The sequence below is a fragment of the Nitrospirillum goiasense genome (genome assembly GCF_034427435.1).
Taxonomy (GTDB): domain Bacteria; phylum Pseudomonadota; class Alphaproteobacteria; order Azospirillales; family Azospirillaceae; genus Nitrospirillum.
Window position 1 is genome coordinate 1,140,253 of the sequence record NZ_JAXQNP010000002.1, and the last position, 17,101, is coordinate 1,157,353.

Genomic DNA, 17,101 nt, shown 5'->3' on the forward strand with positions numbered 1-17,101 from the left:
CCGGGCTTTTTCATATCCCCCGTTCGCGTAAAACTAGCCAGGAAGAGCATCGATCATGAAGGCCAAGGTTACCGTCACGCTGAAGCACGGCGTCCTCGATCCCCAGGGCAAGGCCATCGGCCACGCCCTGCAGACCCTGGGCTTCGACGGCGTGGGCGAAGTCCGTCAGGGCAAGCTGATCGAGCTGGAACTGGAAGAGACCGATGCCGCCAAGGCCAAGGCCGCGGTGGAAGCCATGTGCCAGCGCCTGCTGGCCAACACGGTCATCGAAAACTACGCCATCGAACTGGTGTGAGTCCCGGTCCCGGGGCGGTGTCCGGCCGCCCCGGGGTCCCTTATTCCGCTGGCGTCAGCCCGGCGATGAAATAGCCCAGCGCCCGGTCGAACGCGGCGTCGGGGCTTTCCCCCAGGATGCCGGCCAGGGCCGCCGCCATCAGTGGCGCCTCGGGGCCCACGTCCGGCATGGTGTCGCCGCCGCGATCATCCGCGTCCATGGCGCGCGCCTGTTCCTCCAGCACCCATCCCACGACGAAACGCGACAGCGCCACCACGATGGACAGCGCGTCCGCCGGTGCGAAGCCGTGTCCGCATAACAGGCGCAGTTGCGCTTCCACCAGCGGGATCTGCTCCCGGTCCGGGCCGGTGCCGGCGTGCACGCGGGCGCCGTCGCGATAGGCCAGCAGGGCATGGCGGAAGCTGCGGGCGTTGACCGTCAGCCAGGACCGCCAGTCCGCTTCCGCCTCGGGCGGCCAGGCATGCGTGTGCCGCGCCAGCATGGCCACGGCCATGGCGTCCAACAGGGCGCGCTTGTTGCGGAAATGCCAGTACAGCGTGGGGGACTGCACGCCCAGGCGCGCCGCCAGCAGGCGGGTGCTGAGCCCGTCCATGCCCACCTCGTTCAACAAATCCAAAGCCGCGCGCACCACCGTGTCGCGGGTCAACCTGCCTTCTGGCCGCATGCCGTCCTCCGTTCCCGCTTGACTCTCTATCATTGATAGGGAAAATGCAACCCTATCAGTGATAGAGAGCAAGGCGTGGCCGTCATGAGCAAGGCGTTGTCTGTGGTTTTCCTGGCCGTGGCGCTGGATGCGGTGGGCATCGGCATTATCATGCCCATCCTGCCGGGGCTGTTGCGCGAGCTGGCGGGGACGGACGACGTGGCGCCGCTGTACGGCCTGCTGCTGGCTGCCTTCGGGCTCATGCAGTTCTTCTGCGCCCCGGTCCTGGGCGCCCTCAGCGACCGTTATGGACGGCGGCCCGTCCTGCTGCTGTCGCTGGCCGGCGGGGCGCTGGACTATCTGGCCCTGGCCTGGTCGCCCAACCTCTGGGTCGTCGCCGCCGGGCGCATCCTGGCCGGCGTCACCTCCGCCAACATGGCGGTCATCACCGCCTATATCACCGACACGACGGGGGAGGCGGGACGGGCCAAACAGTATGGGCGCATGGGGGCCGCCTTCGGTATCGGCTTCATCGCCGGCCCGGCGCTGGGCGGGCTGCTGGGCATGGTGTCATTGCGGGCCCCCTTCCTGCTGGCGGCCGGCCTGACCGCCCTGAACTTCCTGCTGGCCTTGCTGGTGCTGCCGGAGTCGCGCCCGGTCTCGGCGGAGCGCAGGCCCATCACCCTGGGGGCGCTGAACGCGCTTGCCTCCCTGCGTTGGGTCGTCACCGTGCCGGTGCTGGCGCGGCTGCTGGTAGTCTATATCCTGGCGGAGGCGGCGGGCCAACTGGCCGGTTCCTTGTGGGTGTTGAACGGCCAGGACCGTTTCGCCTGGGACGCGGCGGTGGTGGGATGGTCGCTGGCCGCCTACGGCCTGCTGCACGCCCTGGCGCAATCCTTCGTGACAGAGCCGGTGATCCGCCGGCTGGGGGAGAGGGGGGCCTTCATCCTGGCGGCGGTGGCCGATGCCGCCGCCTACATCGTTATGGCCTTCGCCACCCATGGCTTGGCCATTTTCCTCATCATGCCGCTATTCTCCCTCGGCGGCATTATCGAGCCCGCGCTGAAGGCGCTGATGTCCTTCCGGGTGGGTCCGAGCCGGCAGGGGGAGTTGCAAGGCACGCTGGCGGCGCTGGGCAGCCTGGTGGGCATCGGCGGTCCCCTGGTCTTCACCGCCATCTATGGCGCCACCCGGACCAGCATGCCCGGTGCCGTCTGGTTGCTGGGCGTTCTGGCCTACGCCGTCGCCGTCCCGCTGCTGCCCAGTCGCAAGGCGTTGGCGCCAACAGAAACATCCGCCGAGGCGCCGCCGGGGGAATGAGGGCGGGCGTTACCGCTCCTCCTCGGCGTGCTTCAGCAGGTTGTCACGCAGGCGGCTTACGGTCTTTTGCACCGTCTTGAATTCCTCCGGCGTCAGGCCGCTGGCCTGCACCAGGGTGCGCTGGCCTCCTTTTTCCCGAAGGTTCCGGCCGGCGGGGGTCAGGCTGACCCGCACCTGGCGTTCGTCCGCCGGGTCGCGGCGGCGCTGCAGATAGCCCAGCGACTCCAGCTTTTTCAGGATGGGCGTCAGGGTGTTCGACTCCAGGAACAGCTTCTCGCCCAGGCCGCTGACCGTCTGGTCGTCCTGCTCCCACAGGGCGACGATGGTGATCCACTGGGTATAGGTGACGCCCAGGTCGTCCAGGATCGCCTTGTAGGCGCGGCCGTACGCCAGATTCGCGGAATAGACGGCGAAGCACAGGAAGTCCGCCAGCTTGGGCTGGGAGGCGGGGGCAGCCACGTCATCCGGTGGGGGGGCGGTGGGCTTGGGTGTATCCGGGTGGGTCATCGGTGTTCTTTCCAAGGGGGGAACGGACGGCGTTCCCGCCTCTGCCGTCGATATAGCACGGATGCGATTAAATCGGGAATTGACGGGCAGTTGAAGAGAGCCTATTAAAGCGCATCCGATTAAAGCGGATGCGATAATCATAAGGATGCTCCCCATGGCCTCCCTCATCCTGGCGTACCTGGCGGGTGTGCTGACCTTTGCCGCCCCCTGCATCCTGCCCCTGCTGCCCATCGTGGTTGCCCCTGTGGTCTCCGGTCGTCCGGGGCGCGGCTTTCACGCCCTGCCGCTGCTGCTTGGCCTGGCGGTGGCCTTCGCCGTTTCCGCCAGCTTGGCGGCCGCGGGTGGCTGGGCGGTGGTGGCCAACCAATATGGCCGGGCCGTGGGCTTGGCCCTGGTCACCCTGTTCGGCTTGGCCATGATCTGGCCGGCCCTGGCCGACCGCCTGGCCGCCCCGCTGGTGACGGTGGGCACGCGTTTGGCCGCCCGGTTCAACACCGGTGCCGACCGCACGGTCGTCTCATCCCTGGTGCTGGGGCTGGCCACGGGCTTGGTGTGGGCGCCGTGCGCCGGGCCGGTGCTGGGCCTGATCCTCAGCGCCGCCGCCCTGCGCGGGCCGGGCCTGGACACCACCTTGCTGCTGTTCGTCTACGCCCTGGGCGCCGCCACGCCGCTGGCGCTCGTCATGGCCGGGGGCGGGCGGCTGATCCGCGCGCTGCCCCAGGGCGCCTTGCGCTGGACGGAGGGCCTGCGGCGGCTGGTGGGCGGGGCGGTGGTGGCCACGGCGGTCGTCGGCGCCGCCGGCCTGGACACCCGCCTGTTCCTGGGCGTGCCGGCCCTGGCGACCGACACGGTGGAACGGGCGCTGGTCAAGATGCTGGGCTTCCACCCGCTCGGTGTCGCTCAGGCGGCGACCTTGCCGGCCACCACGCCGCCGCTCACCGGCCCGCTGGCCGATGTGCTGAAGGCCAAGGCCTGGGTCAACACCCCCGGCCTGACGGCGGATGCCCTGCGGGGCCATGTGGTGCTGGTGAACTTCTGGACCTATTCCTGCATCAACTGCCTGCGCGCCTTGCCCCATGTTCGCCAATGGGCGGCGCGGTACAAGGACCAGGGCCTGGTCGTGGTGGGCGTCCACACCCCGGAATTCGCCTTTGAGCGGGATGTCGACAACATCGCCAAGGCCGCCGCCACCCTGGACGTGACTTACCCCGTGGCGGTGGACAGCGATTATCGCATCTGGCGCGCGTTCGACAACCAGGCCTGGCCCGCCCTGTACCTGGTGGGCGCCGATGGCCGCATCCTCCACCAGGCCTTCGGGGAGGGCGACTACGACAAGACGGAGCGCGTCATCCGCAAGGCGCTGGCGGATGCCAAAGGCCCCGCGGATCAAGGTCCCACCGCCCCCGCCGCGGTGGTCCGGGGGGAGGGCACGCAGGCCGCCGCCGATCTCAACGACCTGGGGTCGCCCGAAACCTATGTCGGTTATGGCGAGGGTCAGCGCTATTCCGGCGACGATGACATCGTCGCCGACGCTCCCGCCCGTTACCGCTTGGCTGGCGGCCTGCGCCTGAACCACTGGACCCTGGGCGGTGACTGGACGGTGGGCCGGGAATTCGCCACCGCCGGCCAGGCCGGGGCCCGCATCGCCTACCGCTTCCACGCCCGTGACCTGCACCTGGTGTTGGCGCCGGGCGCCGATGGCCAGCCCGTCCGCTTCCGGGTGCGCATCGACGGCGCCGCCCCCGGTGCGGACCACGGCACCGATGTGGACGCCGAGGGCGTGGGCACGGTGCACGCCGCCAAGCTGTACCAACTGGTCCGCCAAGCCGGCCCGGTGGCCGACCACACCTTCGAGATCGAGTTCCTGGGCCCCGGTGCCCGCGCCTACGCCTTCACCTTCGGCTGATCCTCCCCATTCCCCGCCCATTCCCGGTATCGGAGACACATCCCATGTCCGCCCCCATCGTCAATCCGGCCCGCCGCCGCCTGTTCGGGGCCGCTGTCGCCACTGTCGCCGCCGCCCGGTTCGGCCTTCTCACCGGTGCCAAGGCGGCTTCCGCTGAACGGGCTCCACCGGTCCCATCCGGGCCCCTCAAGGTCTTCACCGGTCTGAAGCAGGTTACGGCCGGCCCGCTATCCATCAGCTATGTCGATGCCGGGCCGGCCCATGGCCCCGTCGTCATCCTGCTGCACGGCTGGCCCTATGACATCCACGCCTTCATCGACGTGGTGCCGTTGCTGACGGCGGCGGGCTACCGGGTGATCGTGCCCCACCTGCGCGGCTTCGGCGCAACCCGCTTCATTTCAGGCCAGACAGTGCGCAATGGTGAACCGGCAGCGTTGGCCGCCGACGTCATCGCCTTGATGGACGCGCTGGAGATCGACAAGGCGGTGGTCGCCGGCTTCGACTGGGGCGCCCGCTCCGCCGGCATCGTGGCCGCTCTGTGGCCGGAGCGGTGCCGCGCCCTGGTGTCGGTCAGCGGCTATCTCATCGGCAGCCAGGAGGCGGGGCGCAAGCCGCTGCCGCCCCAGGCGGAACTGTCCTGGTGGTACCAGTTCTATTTCGCGACGGAGCGGGGCCGGCAGGGGTACGAGGCCAACCGCCACGACTTCAACCGCCTGATCTGGCGGCTGGCTTCCCCGGAATGGGGCTTTGACGAGGCCACCTACCAGCGCTCGGCCGCCGCCTTCGACAACCCCGACCATGTCGCCATCGTCATCCATAATTACCGTTGGCGCCTGGGCCTGGCGGAGGGGGAGGCGGAATACGACGCGTTCGAGCGTCGGCTGGCCGCCGCCCCCGTCGTCACCGTCCCTACCATCACGCTGGAGGGTGACGCCAACGGCGCCCCGCATCCCGAGCCTGCCGCTTATGCCGCCAAGTTCACGGGCCCCTACGCCCACCGGCTGGTGAACGGCGGCGTCGGTCACAACCTGCCGCAGGAGGCGCCGCAGGCCTTCGCCCAGGCGGTGCTGGATGTGGTGGCCCTCTAAATCAGCCCCTGCGCCCGAAAGCTGAAGTGCCGGCCCCGGCCGATGACCAGATGGTCGTGCACCGATATCTCCAGGGCCTTCGCGGCCTCCACGATGGCCTTGGTCATCTGGATGTCCGCCCGGCTGGGGCTGGGGTCGCCGCTGGGGTGGTTGTGGACCAGGATGACGCCGCTGGCCCCCAGTTCCAGCGCGCGCTTCAGCACCTCGCGGGGATAGGCCGCCGTCTGGTTGACCGTGCCGCGCTGCTGCACCTCGTCGCGCAGCAGCGCGTGCCGGCCATCCAGGAACAGCACGCGGAACTGCTCCACCGGCTCGTGCGCCAGGGCGCCTTGGCAGTAATCCAGCAGCTTCTCCCAGGACGACAGCACCGGCCGGTCCAGCAACTCGCGCCGCGCCATGCGCAGGGCGGCGGCGGCCACCACCTTGATGGCGCCGATGGCGGCGTCGCTCAGCTTGAATTCATCGCGCAGGGTGGCGACCGGGGCCGACACCAGCCCCCAGAACGATCCGAAGCGAGTCAGCAACTGCTTGGCCAGCGGCTTCACGTCCCGCCGGGGGATGGCCTGGAACAGCAGCAACTCGACCAGCTCATAGTCCTGCAAGGCCTCCGGCCCCTGGGTGAGGAAGCGGTCGCGCAGGCGGTCACGGTGGCCGTGGTAATGGGGCGGCGGTTCCTTCGCGGCCGGCGGCGCCGCCAAATCCAGGTCCAGTACGGCGTTGTCGTCCTGCTCGCGGCCCATGCCCATCCCCCCAATTGCGCGCCCAGGCAGTATAGGTGGCATGCCCTGCACCCGCCAGTGGGCGGCAGAAAAGGTGACAGAAAGGGGCCAAGGAAAGGGGGCATGTGGCGACCCCGGCAAATCTGGCCTGTCCGCCGTGTCCGGACATGTCCGCGTGGACAGGACGGACACGGCGGACATCCAGGCGCGACTCGCGGGAAACCGTCATGGCGGAAGAGCGGTGGCCGTTTGGCACAACCATTGCTTTGGGAATGTTTCGCCCGCCGAGAGGAGTTCCCCCGCGATGCACGACCCCATTCCCCTGTCCGCCGCCAAGACGCTCCGCGCCGAAAAGTCAGCGGCTGCCGGGGAGGAGCGCGGATGGGAACGCCTGCCCGGCATTCCCTTGGTGGAGGAGGAGCGCCTCAGCCGTTACGCCCTGTCCCTGGGGCACGGCGCGGTGTCGGAGATCCTGGTGCTTTATGCCGAATGCCTGATGGATGCCGGTGCGGCGTTGGAACAAGCGTTGCAAGAGGCGGCACCTGAGGCCGTTCGCCATTACGCCTATCTGCTGACCGGCACGGCGGCGGAGATGGGCACCCCCCGGCTGGCCCATATCAGCCGCTTCCTGGCGCGCCGCGCGACCCAGGGCGTCGCGGAGGCGGAGGCCCTGGGATCATTGCGCCAGGTGCTGGCCCATACCCAGGCCGCCGTGGGCGATTTCCTGGACCGGCATATGCGGGGCGGGCCGCAAGCGGTGCGGGCCTGAATAAAAAGACCCCGCCCGGCGGTGCCGGGGCGGGGGCCTTCATCCAATCACCCGAGGGTGGCGTCAGGCCTTGGCCGCATAGGGCGGGCGGTGGAAGCCGGCCGGTGACAGGGTGAAAATCTCACAGCCGTCCTTGGTGACGCCCACGGTGTGCTCGAACTGCGCCGACAGGCTCTTGTCCTTGGTCACGGCGGTCCAGCCATCGGACAGGATCTTCACGTCATAGCGGCCGATGTTGATCATGGGCTCGATGGTGAAGATCATGCCCTCCTTCAGCTCGGTGCCCTGGCCGGGCTTGCCGAAGTGCAGGACGGACGGGGCGGTGTGGAACACCTTGCCCACGCCGTGGCCGCAGAAGTCGCGCACGACGGAGAAGCGGTTGCCCTCGGCAAAGGTCTGGATGGCGTGGCCGATGTCGCCCAGGGTGGCGCCGGGGCGCACCGCCTGGATGCCGCGCATCATGGCCTCATACGTCACGTCCACCAGCTTGCGCGCCTTCAGGGGCACGTCGTCGCCCACGAAGAACATGCGGCTGGTGTCGCCGTACCAGCCGTCGACGATGACGGTGACGTCGATGTTGGCGATATCACCCTTCTGCAGCCGCTTGTCGCTGGGAATGCCGTGGCAGACCACATGGTTGACGGAGATGCAGCAGGATTTGGGATATCCCCGATAGCCCAGGGTGGCCGACGTGGCGCCATGGGCCTGCGTCCACTCCTCGCACAGCCGGTCGATCTCCTCCGTCGGCACGCCGGGCACGACGAAGGGGGTCAGGTAGTCCAGCAGCGCGGCGGCGGTCTGGCCGGCCTTGCGCATGGCGGCGAAACCGTCCGCGCCGTGGATGACGATGCCGCGGTCTTCCAGTTCGTACTCTTCATCCGCGGTGGCGGTCGCTTCGCCTCTGTTCATGCTCTCGAATCCATGCCTTCGGGGGCCGGCCTTGCCCGGCCCGACACCCCCGCCCAACACACCCGACTCAACACCGGGGCCCGGCCGCCGAACGGCGCCGGACATACGGTTCCGAACTTAGGCGCGCCAAGGCGGGACGGCAAGGCAATCCGGGGCAGGGCAGGCTCCCGAATCGGGCTCCCGCGCCGGTTGGCGGCGGGACATTTCCCCCTATAATCGCCGCAGACCCCCTCGCGAGGAAAGCCTGCCCCCATGACCGACGTCGCCGCCAGCACCGTGCCCACCGCCTGCCTGATCATCATCGGCAATGAGATCCTGTCCGGGCGCACCCAGGACGTGAACCTGAACCATCTGGCCAAGGTGCTGGGGGGCCTGGGCGTGCGCCTGAAGGAGGCGCGGGTGGTGGCGGATGACGAGGCGGCGGTCATCGAGGCGGTGAACCAGACCCGCGCCCGCTACACCTACGTCTTCACCACCGGCGGCATCGGGCCCACGCATGACGACATCACGGCGGCCTGCGTGGCCAAGGCCTTCGGCGTGCCCCTGCTGCGTGACCCCGAGGCGGTGCGCCGGCTGGAGGCGCACTACGCCGGCACGGGCCGGGAACTGAACGAGGCGCGGCTGCGCATGGCCAACGTGCCGCAGGGCGGCATCCTGATCGATAACCCGGTGTCGGCGGCCCCGGGCTTCCAGATCGGCAACGTCTTCGTCATGGCCGGCGTCCCCTCCATCATGCAGGCCATGCTGGCCGGCCTGACCAACCGCCTGGTGGGCGGCCCGGTGGTGCTGGCCCGCACCGTGCGCTGCCTGGTGGGCGAGGGGGAATTGGCCGGTGGCCTCAGCGCCATCCAGGATCGCTATGCCGACGTGGACATCGGCAGCTATCCCACCTATCGCGAGGGCCGCTTCGCCACCAGCCTGGTGCTGCGCAGCCCGGACGCGGCGCGCCTGGCCGCCGCCACCGACGAGGTCGCGGCCCTGGTGCGCGCCATGGGGGCGGAGGCCGAGGTGGTGGAGGGGGCGGCCTGACAAGGGCGTTCCCATCCGCACGCGTAAGCGGTCTTGCCCTGGCGGCCCCACCTCCGCTAGGGTCCCTCCCGGCCTCGACCCTGGAACGCCCGCTTGGCGGAATTGGTAGACGCAAGGGACTTAAAATCCCTCGCCCTTACGGGCGTGCCGGTTCGATCCCGGCAGCGGGCACCAGGGGGCGGCCTCATTTGAGGTGGGCGCTATTCCGCGGCCAGGGCCCGAGCCGCTATCAATGGCTCTTTCTCGATAACCGTCAGGTACGCCAAAACCGTGGCATCCGGTTCGCGGCGACCCTGTTCCCATTCCTGCAAGGTGCGCAGGGGAATGTGGTACCGCGCGGAAAAGTCTTCTTGGGAAAGCCCCAAGGCGCGACGAATGCGCTTGGCCGCCGCCTGCGGGCGCATCTTGGCCAACTGCTGGTCGGTAAAGGGGATGTCATCGGTCATGCCATTCACCTTCAACGGCTTACTCCGTCATTGACGGAGATTGACGGAGATTTTTCCATGGCCAAGTCGATGGTATTCGCCCCAGCCATGGGAAGTTGAGCGGCTCTCACTGCTCCCGGTCTTCGGCCATGTCTTCCGCCAGTTCGCTGGCCAGGTCGACGAACAGGCCGGGATCGACGGTCAGGCCCTGGGCCTCGTTGATGCGCACGAAGATGCGCCAGGCATGCAGGATGGCGACGTCCAGGATGGTGTCGTCGGCCTCTTCCGAATGCTTGTCGGTGATCCCCCGTTCCTCCAGGGCCGCCTTGATATCCAGGTCGGCGGCTTCCAGCACGGCTTCCATGGCGCGCTTGTGGGGGGTGGACATGGTGGCAACTCCTTGAATAACAATCATATGCTTAAGGGCGTGGCGCCCGGCCGAGCGCCTTGGCGGTGGCCGGTGCCGTCCCATCATAGCGGATGGGGCGGGTGCCAAGCCATGCGCGGGATTGCGCCCCGGTTCAAGCTGAATCGGGGCCCGGATCCGGGCCCCGATTTTGGGGCTGTGGAAAGGGGGATGAGGTGGCGCGTGCCTTGCGTTTCCTGGCCGGGCCCGAGGCCATGGCCCGCCTGCGCCGCGACGGCGTGTCGGATGAGCTGTTCGGCACCCTGGCGGGGGCGTCCGGCGGGCCGAAGTGGCTGGCGCTGACCCGCCTGGATCGGGCCATCCTGGCGCGCTGGTTCCGGGGCCGCACCCGGCCGCTGGCCATGGTCGGCAGTTCCATCGGCAGCTGGCGCTTCGCCGCCATGGCGCGGCAGGACCCGGCCACCGTGCTGCGCCGCTTCGAGGAGGCCTACCTGGCCTACGTCCCCTCCGACGCCACCATGCCCACCCTGACGCGCGAAAGCCGCGCCTTCCTGGACATCATCCTGGGCTCCCCTTCCGGCGCCCATGATGGCGACCGCAAGGGCGCGCGGGAAATCCTGTCCCACCCGGCCATGCGCCTGTCCATCCTGGCGGTGCGGGGGCGGGGGCCGCTCAGCGCCCGCCATCCCGCCTGGGTGGGGGCCGGCATCGGCGCGGCGGGCCTGGCCAACCTGGTCAGCCGCCGCAGTCTGCCGCTGTTCTTCCAGCGCACGCTGTTCGCCGACCCGCGCGGCGCCGATCCCTTCGACCTCGCCGCCGGTTTTCCCACGCGCCGCGTGCCGCTGACTCCGGCCAACCTGGCCGATGCCCTGATGGCCTCGGGCGCCATCCCCTTCCTGTTCGAACTGGTGCGCGATATCGGCGGGGCCAGGCCCGGCGCCTACATGGACGGCGGCATCATGGACTATCACCTGGATATTCCGTTCGTGGCGGAGACGCCGGGCAGCGACCTGGTGCTGTTCCCCCACTTCGGGCCCAAGGTGGTGCCGGGCTGGTTCGACAAAGCCCTGGCCTGGCGCCGGCCGGCGGCGGCCTCGCTGGCCCGCACCCTGTTGCTGTGTCCGTCCGACGACTTCCTGGCGTCGCTGCCCCAGGGCAAGATTCCCGACCGGCGCGATTTCACGGCGCTGCCGCCGGCCGAGCGCCAGCGCTACTGGCGCCAGGCCGTGGCCGAGACCGACCGCCTGGCCGACGAGTTCCTGGACGCCGTCGACCGCGACCGTCTCCCGGACTTGCTGGAGCCGTTGCGGGGGTGATGCCCCGCCGGCGCCTGAGGACCTTAATACCGGGGCATCCCCATGGTCTCCACCGGCACGATGGCCTTGCCGATGGGGGCCAGCGCCAGCACGGCGAACTTGAAGTGCTGGATGGCGAAGGGGATGCCGATGATGGTCACGAACCAGACGACGCCGGCCAGGATGTGGTACAGCGCCAGCCACCAGCCGGCGAACACGAACCACACGACGTTGCCCAGGAAGCCCAGCGGGCTGGTGCCGATATCCTCCCGCCCGGTCAGCACCCGGCGATCCACCGCCATCTGGCCGAAGGGCCACAGCACGAACAGCCCCATATTGAAGGCCGCGCGGGCCCAGGGGATGCCGACGATGCTGATCACCATCAGGATCGCGGCCATGAACCAGGCCAGCGCCCCGGTGAACCCGAACAGCACCACCCACAAGATGTTCATCAGCAGGCTGATCATGACGCCACGGCCTTGGTTGTTGTTTTCCTGCCGGTGATCATTCCTGAAGCGCCCCCTTTCGTCCAGGACCACACTGGCCTGATGTGGTGGGGCCACAGGGGGGCGCCCCGGCCCCGGGCCGGCGGTCCCAGTCGCCATAGTCCATGTTGCGACCTTGCGTGGGCGGGGGAAGTCGCCGACAGTGACAACGGTATCATCCCCCCGCACATCCCGAGCGACCCTATGCGCCGCAACAGCCTCGCCGTCCTGTCCCTTGTCAGCCTCAGCCTGGGGGCGCTGGCCCCCGTCTGGCCCGCCGACGCGGCGGGATCCAAAACCGAGCAGTCCAATCCCGAACAGAAGGTGGGCCAGCGCATCCAGGTCCGCCCGGCCGACCTGCCGGCGCCCTATGCCACGGAGGGGGTGGGCAATGTGTCGGAAGAGGTGGCGCGGCCCGCCGGCGCCAACCTGACCGTGCCCAAGGGCTTCACCGTGTCCATCTTCGCCACCGGCCTCAGCCGTGCGCGCAACCTGGCCGTCGCCCCCAATGGCGACGTCTTCCTGGCCCGCCAGGCCACGCCGGGGGAGATTACCCTGCTGCGCGACAGCAAGGGCACCGGGCAGGCCGACCAGATCATCACCTTCGCCGGCGGCTTCGACCGCCCCTATGGCATCGAGTTCCACGACGGCTACCTCTGGGTCGGCGATATCAAGGCGGTGTGGAAAATCCCCTACAGGGAGGGCGACACCAAGCCGGCCGGCGACCGCATCCAGGTGACGCCGGATGGCGCCTTGGGTCAGCCGAAGGGCCACCCCACCCGGTCCCTGGAATTCGCCCCGGACGGCAAAAGCTTCTTCGTCGGCATCGGGTCCATGAGCAACATCGCGGAGGACCCCCAGCCCCATGCCACCGTGACCGAGTTCAACATGGACGGCACGGTGAAGCGCGTTTACGCCTCCGGCACCCGCAACCCGGTGGGCCTGCAGTTCTATCCCGGCTCCGACGACCTGTATGCCGTGGTGAACGAGCGTGACGGCCTGGGCGATGGCCTGGTGCCCGACTACTTCACGCGGTTGCAGCCCGGGGGCTTTTATGGCTGGCCCTATTCCTACATCGGCAGCCATCCGCAGCCGGACTTCGCCGACAAGCGGCCGGACCTGGTGGCCAAGGCCATCGTGCCGGACCTGCTGTTCGACGCCCACTCCGCCCCCCTGGGGCTGTTGTTCTACACCGGCCACCAGTTCCCGGCGGATTACCAGGGCGGCGCCTTCGTCACCCTGCACGGCTCCTGGAACAAGGCGAAGCCCACGGGCTACAAGATCGTCTATATCCCCTTCACCCACGGCCGGCCGGCGGGTCATTACGTGAACTTCGCCACCGGCTTCTGGCTGCCCGGCACCAATCCGGCCCAGGTCTGGGGGCGCCCGGTGGGCCTGGCCATGGCGCATGACGGCAGCCTGCTGGTGGCGGACGACGTCGGCGGCACGGTGTGGCGCATCAGCTATCACGCGAAGGGCAAGTCCTAAGTCTCTTCATCTGCAAGACTCGGGTGCCTGTTCAGAGTCCAGGGCCAGGGAAAGGCCCAGGGAAGAGGGCGGCGGTGGGCAAATTCTGCCGCCGCCGCCCTTGTCCATCTTCCGAAATGGGCATATATGTAAGCTTGGTCAAAGGAGGCCAGTCCCATGTCCATCGGCGGCATCAACTTTTACAGCTCTGGTTACGGCGCGACGTTCCTGACGTCCGGTATCGGTTCCACCTCCGATGCCTCCAACACGCAGGTCCAGTCCATCTCCCCGGTCAAGACCCAGGGGACCTCGGACCAAGGCACCGATCAGGCCAACACTGACAACACCGCGTCCAACAGCAGCAGCAACAGCTTCACCCAGAACTTCAGCCCGACGCAGGACCAGGTGAAGGCGGCGTCGGACACCGGCCGCACCCGCGGCGCGTTCGTGAACCTGACCGTCTGAGTTTTCGCTGACTGGGGCCTCAATGAGGCCCGATCCCGAGGGTCGACAGCATGCGCTGCCGGCCCTTTTTGTTGGGTGCGCAGAGCCCGCGCTTATGGCGCCCGCGTTTGAGGCATCACGCCACCCAGCGCCGCACCTCGTGCAGGTCGGCGGCCACGCGGCACAGCGCTTCGATCTCCTCGGTGGGGGCCAGCAGGTCCGGCACCATCACCGCCATCATGCCGGCGGCGTGCGCGGCGCGGATGCCGTTGTGGCTGTCCTCCAGCGCGATGCAGTGGCGGGGGGCGATGTCCAGCGCGGCGGCGGCCTTGAGATAGGGCTCCGGATGCGGCTTGCCCTGGCTGACGTCATCGCCGCCGATGACGGCGCGGAAGCGGTGGGCGATGCCGGCCTGGGTCAGGTGGTGCAGCGCGCGCTCCCGCTGGGTGCTGGTCGCCACCGCCATGGGGATGCCGGCCGCGTCCAGATGATCCAGCAGTTCCACCACGCCGGCCATCAGGGCGATACCGGCATCGAAATGCGCCTGGATGGCCGCGCGGTACAGCTCGGTGAAGCGGTCGAACACGGCCTCGCCCCCGAAATGGTCCACCAGCATCTGGCGCACCGCCGGATAGGGCCGGCCGATCAGGGTGCCGTAGAACAGCTCCGTCATGGGCTGTTCCACCGTCACGGCGGCGGCCATCATGGCACCGCGCAGCGGGCGCTCGCTATCGATCAGCAGGCCGTCCATGTCGAAGATGGCGGCGTGGATGGCGTGGGGGAACGGCATGTCCGTGCCTTCATCGTGCGGGGAATCGGTGAGGGTGGGGATACCCCGGCCCACCGCCCGCCGCCAGTGCCGGGGCGGCATGGCAGCTTCCCCCGAGGGTCCCCATCAGTTCCCCATCCAGTTCCCCATCTGGTTCCCCGCTGGCGGCCCTGCGCCGGGCATGGCACCCCCTCGTTCGGGCCCGCTTGCCGCCCTCGGGGCGCCGACCCTATCGTTGCGGATTCGTGCTTCCGGCCCCCGGTGTCCTTCCTGGGGGCTCAACCAGTGGTGTCATCGTCCATGCCCGCCTCCGACGCTTCCTTCCGCCAGTCCGCTTTTGCCAAACCGCCCGTCGCGCGGGTCTGGCCGGTGGAAAAGACCGCGCACGGCGAGGTCCGGGTCGATCCCTACGATTGGTTGCGCGATCCCGCCTTCCCGGAGGTCAAGGACCCCGACATCCTGTCCTACCTTGAGGCCGAGAACGGCTATATCGAGCAGGTGCTGGGCGGGGAGGGTGATCTGCGTCCGGCCCTGACGGCCGAGCTGCGCGCCCGCATCAAGGAGGACGATACCGGCGTGCCCTATCGCCGCGACGGCTATTTCTACCAGTCGCGCTTCGCCGCCGGGCAGAACTACCCCGTCTTCGTGCGCTGGGCCGCCGGCACCTCCGAAGAGGAGGTGGTGCTGGATGTGAACGTCCTGGCGGCGCAGCACGACTTCATGCGCGTGGCGGATTTCGAGACGACGCGCGACGGCCGCTACCTGGCCTACACCGCCGACACCGATGGCTCCGAACGCTATGGCGTGCGGGTGAAGGACCTGTCCACCGGCGCCATGGTGCTGGAGGGCGTGGCCGACGCCTCCCCCGGCGTCGCCTGGGCGGCGGACGGGCAACACCTGTTCTATGTCCGGCAGGATGAATTCCAGCGGCCCAAGACCGTGTGGCGCCACCGCCTGGGCACGGCGGTCGGCGAGGACGTCCTGGTCTATGGCGAGGCCGATCCCGCCTGGATGGTCAGCCTGGACCTGACCCTGTCCGGCCGGTTCATCCGCATCGTCGCCCACAACAACGTGTCGACCGAGGTGCGGCTGCTGGACGCCGCGCGGCCGGAGGGCGAGCCGCGCCTGGTCCTGCCCCGCCGCCAGGGCCATGAGTACAATGTCGAGGACCAGGGCGACGTCGCCTGGATCATCACCAACGACATCCATCGCAACTTCCGCCTGGTGAAGGCGCCCCTGGCCGACACGGCCGAGTCCAACTGGGTGCAGGTCATCGCCCCGGCCGACCGCACCTACCTGACCGGCCACATGGCCTTCCGCGACTGGCTGGTCGTCTACGCCCGGGTGGAGGGCGCCCAGGTGGTGCGCGTGCTGGACCCCAGGCAGGCGGACGGCGGCGCCCACGACATCGCCTTCCCCGACGCCGCGTTCGAGGTCGGGCCCGGTGCCAATTTCGACTATGACGGCGGCCTGCTGCGCCTGCGCTACCAGTCGCTGGTGACGCCGCCCACGGTCTATGACTACGACCTGAACGACCGCACCCTGGCCATCCGCAAGGTCCAGGAAATCCCCAGCGGCTACGACGCCGACCAGTATGTCAGCGCCCGCCTGCTGGCCCCGGCGCGTGACGGCACGCTGATCCCCGTGTCCATCGTTCATCGCCGCGATTTCCCCAAGGACGGGTCGGGGGTGCTGCACCTCTACGCCTATGGCGCCTACGGCAATGGCATCGATCCCTACTTCTCCGCCAACCGCCTGGGGCTGCTGGACCGGGGCTTCGCCTTCGCCATCGCCCACATCCGCGGCGGGGATGAGCTGGGCCGCGGCTGGTACGAGGACGGCAAGCTGGAGAACAAGATCAACAGCTTCACCGACTTCATCGACGCCGCACAATTCCTCGCGGCCCAGGGCTACGCCAAGGCCGGCAACATCTCGGCCGAGGGCGGTAGCGCCGGTGGCCTGCTGATGGGTGCTGTGGCCAACATGGCGCCCCAGGGCCTGTTCCGCGCCATCGTGGCCCAGGTGCCCTTCGTCGACGTGGTCAACACCATGCTGGACGACAGCCTGCCGCTGACGGTCATCGAGTATGACGAGTGGGGCAATCCCAACGAGCCCGATGTCTATGAGCGGCTGAAGTCCTACAGCCCCTATGACAACGTTTCCGCCAAGGCCTATCCCCACCTGCTGATCACCGCGGGCCTCAGCGACCCGCGCGTCACCTATTGGGAGCCAGCCAAGTGGGCGGCCAAGCTGCGCAGCCTGAAGACCGACGACAACGTGCTGCTGTCGCGCACCGAGATGGGGGCCGGCCACGCCGGCGCCGCCGGCCGGTTCGACAAGCTGAAGGAGGTGGCGTTGACCCAGGCCTTCCTGCTGCGGGCCTTCGGTAAGAGCTTGTAATACCAGCGGCACGAGATTTCGACTCGTGCCGCTGTGGGACGCGACTGCGTCCGCCGGAGCGAGCAGCGCCCAATTAGTGTAAAGGGGGGCGCAGCGAGGAAACCAAGCCAGCGGATGCTGGCGCCCGGCGACTGAGGGGGCATTTGAGCGGTCACGATCAAATGCCGAACGTATAAGGACAATTCGTCCGGTGGCCGGCATTTGTAAGGGGGGCGGGGTCAGCCTATAATTCGGCCCAGTCCCCCTTTCTCCTCGCCTGGGAAC

Annotated in this window: 18 protein-coding genes and 1 tRNA gene; 11 read left to right on the forward strand and 8 right to left on the reverse strand. The window is 68.8% G+C overall.

Translation table 11 applies throughout. The features are described from left to right. Positions 1-55 precede the first annotated feature (55 nt). A complete protein-coding gene (gene purS / locus ULB03_RS07770) occupies positions 56-295 on the forward strand; it encodes a phosphoribosylformylglycinamidine synthase subunit PurS (protein WP_145734887.1) in 240 nt (79 codons plus the stop codon). 40 nt (positions 296-335) lie between these two features. On the opposite strand, the gene ULB03_RS07775 is transcribed toward purS, so the two are convergent. Continuing rightward, positions 336-959 carry a TetR/AcrR family transcriptional regulator C-terminal domain-containing protein gene (locus ULB03_RS07775; protein ID WP_322482626.1) on the reverse strand — a complete coding sequence of 208 codons (624 nt, stop codon included), beginning with the start codon at positions 957-959 and terminating at the stop codon, positions 336-338. Between the two features lie 84 nt (positions 960-1,043). On the opposite strand from ULB03_RS07775, the gene ULB03_RS07780 reads away from it, so the two are divergent. After that, positions 1,044-2,258 (forward strand): TCR/Tet family MFS transporter, encoded by a 1,215-nt coding sequence (locus ULB03_RS07780; RefSeq protein WP_322482627.1) that lies wholly within the window; start codon positions 1,044-1,046, stop codon positions 2,256-2,258. Between the two features lie 9 nt (positions 2,259-2,267). Here the strand turns inward: ULB03_RS07780 and ULB03_RS07785 are convergent, their stop codons facing one another. Then, positions 2,268-2,765, reverse strand: coding sequence for a MarR family winged helix-turn-helix transcriptional regulator (locus tag ULB03_RS07785; RefSeq protein WP_322482628.1), 498 nt, complete (start codon positions 2,763-2,765; stop codon positions 2,268-2,270). Positions 2,766-2,919: 154 nt separating this feature from the next. On the opposite strand from ULB03_RS07785, the gene ULB03_RS07790 reads away from it, so the two are divergent. Together ULB03_RS07790 and ULB03_RS07795 are read left to right on the forward strand one after the other, a co-directional pair. Next, on the forward strand, positions 2,920-4,671 hold the full coding sequence (locus ULB03_RS07790; protein WP_322482629.1) for a redoxin domain-containing protein: 1,752 nt from the start codon (positions 2,920-2,922) through the stop codon (positions 4,669-4,671). 44 nt (positions 4,672-4,715) lie between these two features. Then, on the forward strand, positions 4,716-5,759 hold the full coding sequence (locus tag ULB03_RS07795; RefSeq protein ID WP_322482630.1) for an alpha/beta fold hydrolase: 1,044 nt from the start codon (positions 4,716-4,718) through the stop codon (positions 5,757-5,759). Here the strand turns inward: ULB03_RS07795 and radC are convergent. Then, on the reverse strand, positions 5,756-6,499 hold the full coding sequence (gene radC / locus ULB03_RS07800; protein WP_322482631.1) for a RadC family protein: 744 nt from the start codon (positions 6,497-6,499) through the stop codon (positions 5,756-5,758). The genes ULB03_RS07795 and radC overlap by 4 nt on opposite strands. A 283-nt stretch (positions 6,500-6,782) precedes the next feature. On the opposite strand from radC, the gene ULB03_RS07805 reads away from it, so the two are divergent. After that, complete coding sequence (locus ULB03_RS07805) at positions 6,783-7,247, forward strand: hypothetical protein (RefSeq protein ID WP_322482632.1); 465 nt, start codon at positions 6,783-6,785, stop codon at positions 7,245-7,247. A 63-nt stretch (positions 7,248-7,310) separates the two neighbouring features. Here the strand turns inward: ULB03_RS07805 and map are convergent, their stop codons facing one another. After that, positions 7,311-8,156, reverse strand: coding sequence for a type I methionyl aminopeptidase (gene map, locus ULB03_RS07810; protein WP_322482633.1), 846 nt, complete (start codon positions 8,154-8,156; stop codon positions 7,311-7,313). A gap of 252 nt (positions 8,157-8,408) precedes the next feature. Here map and ULB03_RS07815 point away from each other — a divergent pair, with 252 nt between their 5' ends. Together ULB03_RS07815 and ULB03_RS07820 are read left to right on the forward strand one after the other, a co-directional pair. Next, a complete protein-coding gene (locus tag ULB03_RS07815) occupies positions 8,409-9,185 on the forward strand; it encodes a competence/damage-inducible protein A (protein ID WP_322482634.1) in 777 nt (258 codons plus the stop codon). Positions 9,186-9,272: 87 nt separating this feature from the next. Beyond that, positions 9,273-9,359: transfer RNA gene (locus ULB03_RS07820), tRNA-Leu, on the forward strand. 26 nt (positions 9,360-9,385) lie between these two features. On the opposite strand, the gene ULB03_RS07825 is transcribed toward ULB03_RS07820, so the two are convergent. Next, a complete protein-coding gene (locus ULB03_RS07825; protein ID WP_416211068.1) occupies positions 9,386-9,631 on the reverse strand; it encodes a helix-turn-helix domain-containing protein in 246 nt (81 codons plus the stop codon). Positions 9,632-9,737: 106 nt separating this feature from the next. Further along, entirely contained in the window at positions 9,738-9,998 is a 261-nt protein-coding gene (locus tag ULB03_RS07830; protein WP_040849837.1) for a hypothetical protein, read from the reverse strand. Between the two features lie 194 nt (positions 9,999-10,192). On the opposite strand from ULB03_RS07830, the gene ULB03_RS07835 reads away from it, so the two are divergent. After that, the gene (locus tag ULB03_RS07835; RefSeq protein ID WP_322482635.1) at positions 10,193-11,293 is read left to right on the forward strand and encodes a patatin-like phospholipase family protein; all 1,101 of its coding nucleotides are present in this window, start codon (positions 10,193-10,195) and stop codon (positions 11,291-11,293) included. A gap of 23 nt (positions 11,294-11,316) precedes the next feature. Here ULB03_RS07835 and ULB03_RS07840 read toward each other — a convergent pair whose 3' ends face one another. Then, positions 11,317-11,739 (reverse strand): YccF domain-containing protein, encoded by a 423-nt coding sequence (locus ULB03_RS07840; RefSeq protein ID WP_145734899.1) that lies wholly within the window; start codon positions 11,737-11,739, stop codon positions 11,317-11,319. Positions 11,740-11,961: 222 nt separating this feature from the next. On the opposite strand from ULB03_RS07840, the gene ULB03_RS07845 reads away from it, so the two are divergent. Continuing rightward, a complete protein-coding gene (locus tag ULB03_RS07845) occupies positions 11,962-13,245 on the forward strand; it encodes a PQQ-dependent sugar dehydrogenase (protein WP_322482636.1) in 1,284 nt (427 codons plus the stop codon). A gap of 156 nt (positions 13,246-13,401) precedes the next feature. Then, positions 13,402-13,689, forward strand: a complete 288-nt coding sequence (locus ULB03_RS07850) for a hypothetical protein (protein WP_322482637.1) — start codon at positions 13,402-13,404, stop codon at positions 13,687-13,689. A 115-nt stretch (positions 13,690-13,804) separates the two neighbouring features. On the opposite strand, the gene ULB03_RS07855 is transcribed toward ULB03_RS07850, so the two are convergent. Continuing rightward, on the reverse strand, positions 13,805-14,539 hold the full coding sequence (locus ULB03_RS07855) for an HAD family hydrolase (protein ID WP_322482638.1): 735 nt from the start codon (positions 14,537-14,539) through the stop codon (positions 13,805-13,807). Positions 14,540-14,737: 198 nt separating this feature from the next. Between ULB03_RS07855 and ULB03_RS07860 the strand changes: the two genes are divergently transcribed. Continuing rightward, positions 14,738-16,837, forward strand: a complete 2,100-nt coding sequence (locus tag ULB03_RS07860; protein WP_322482639.1) for a S9 family peptidase — start codon at positions 14,738-14,740, stop codon at positions 16,835-16,837. Positions 16,838-17,101: the final 264 nt, after the last annotated feature.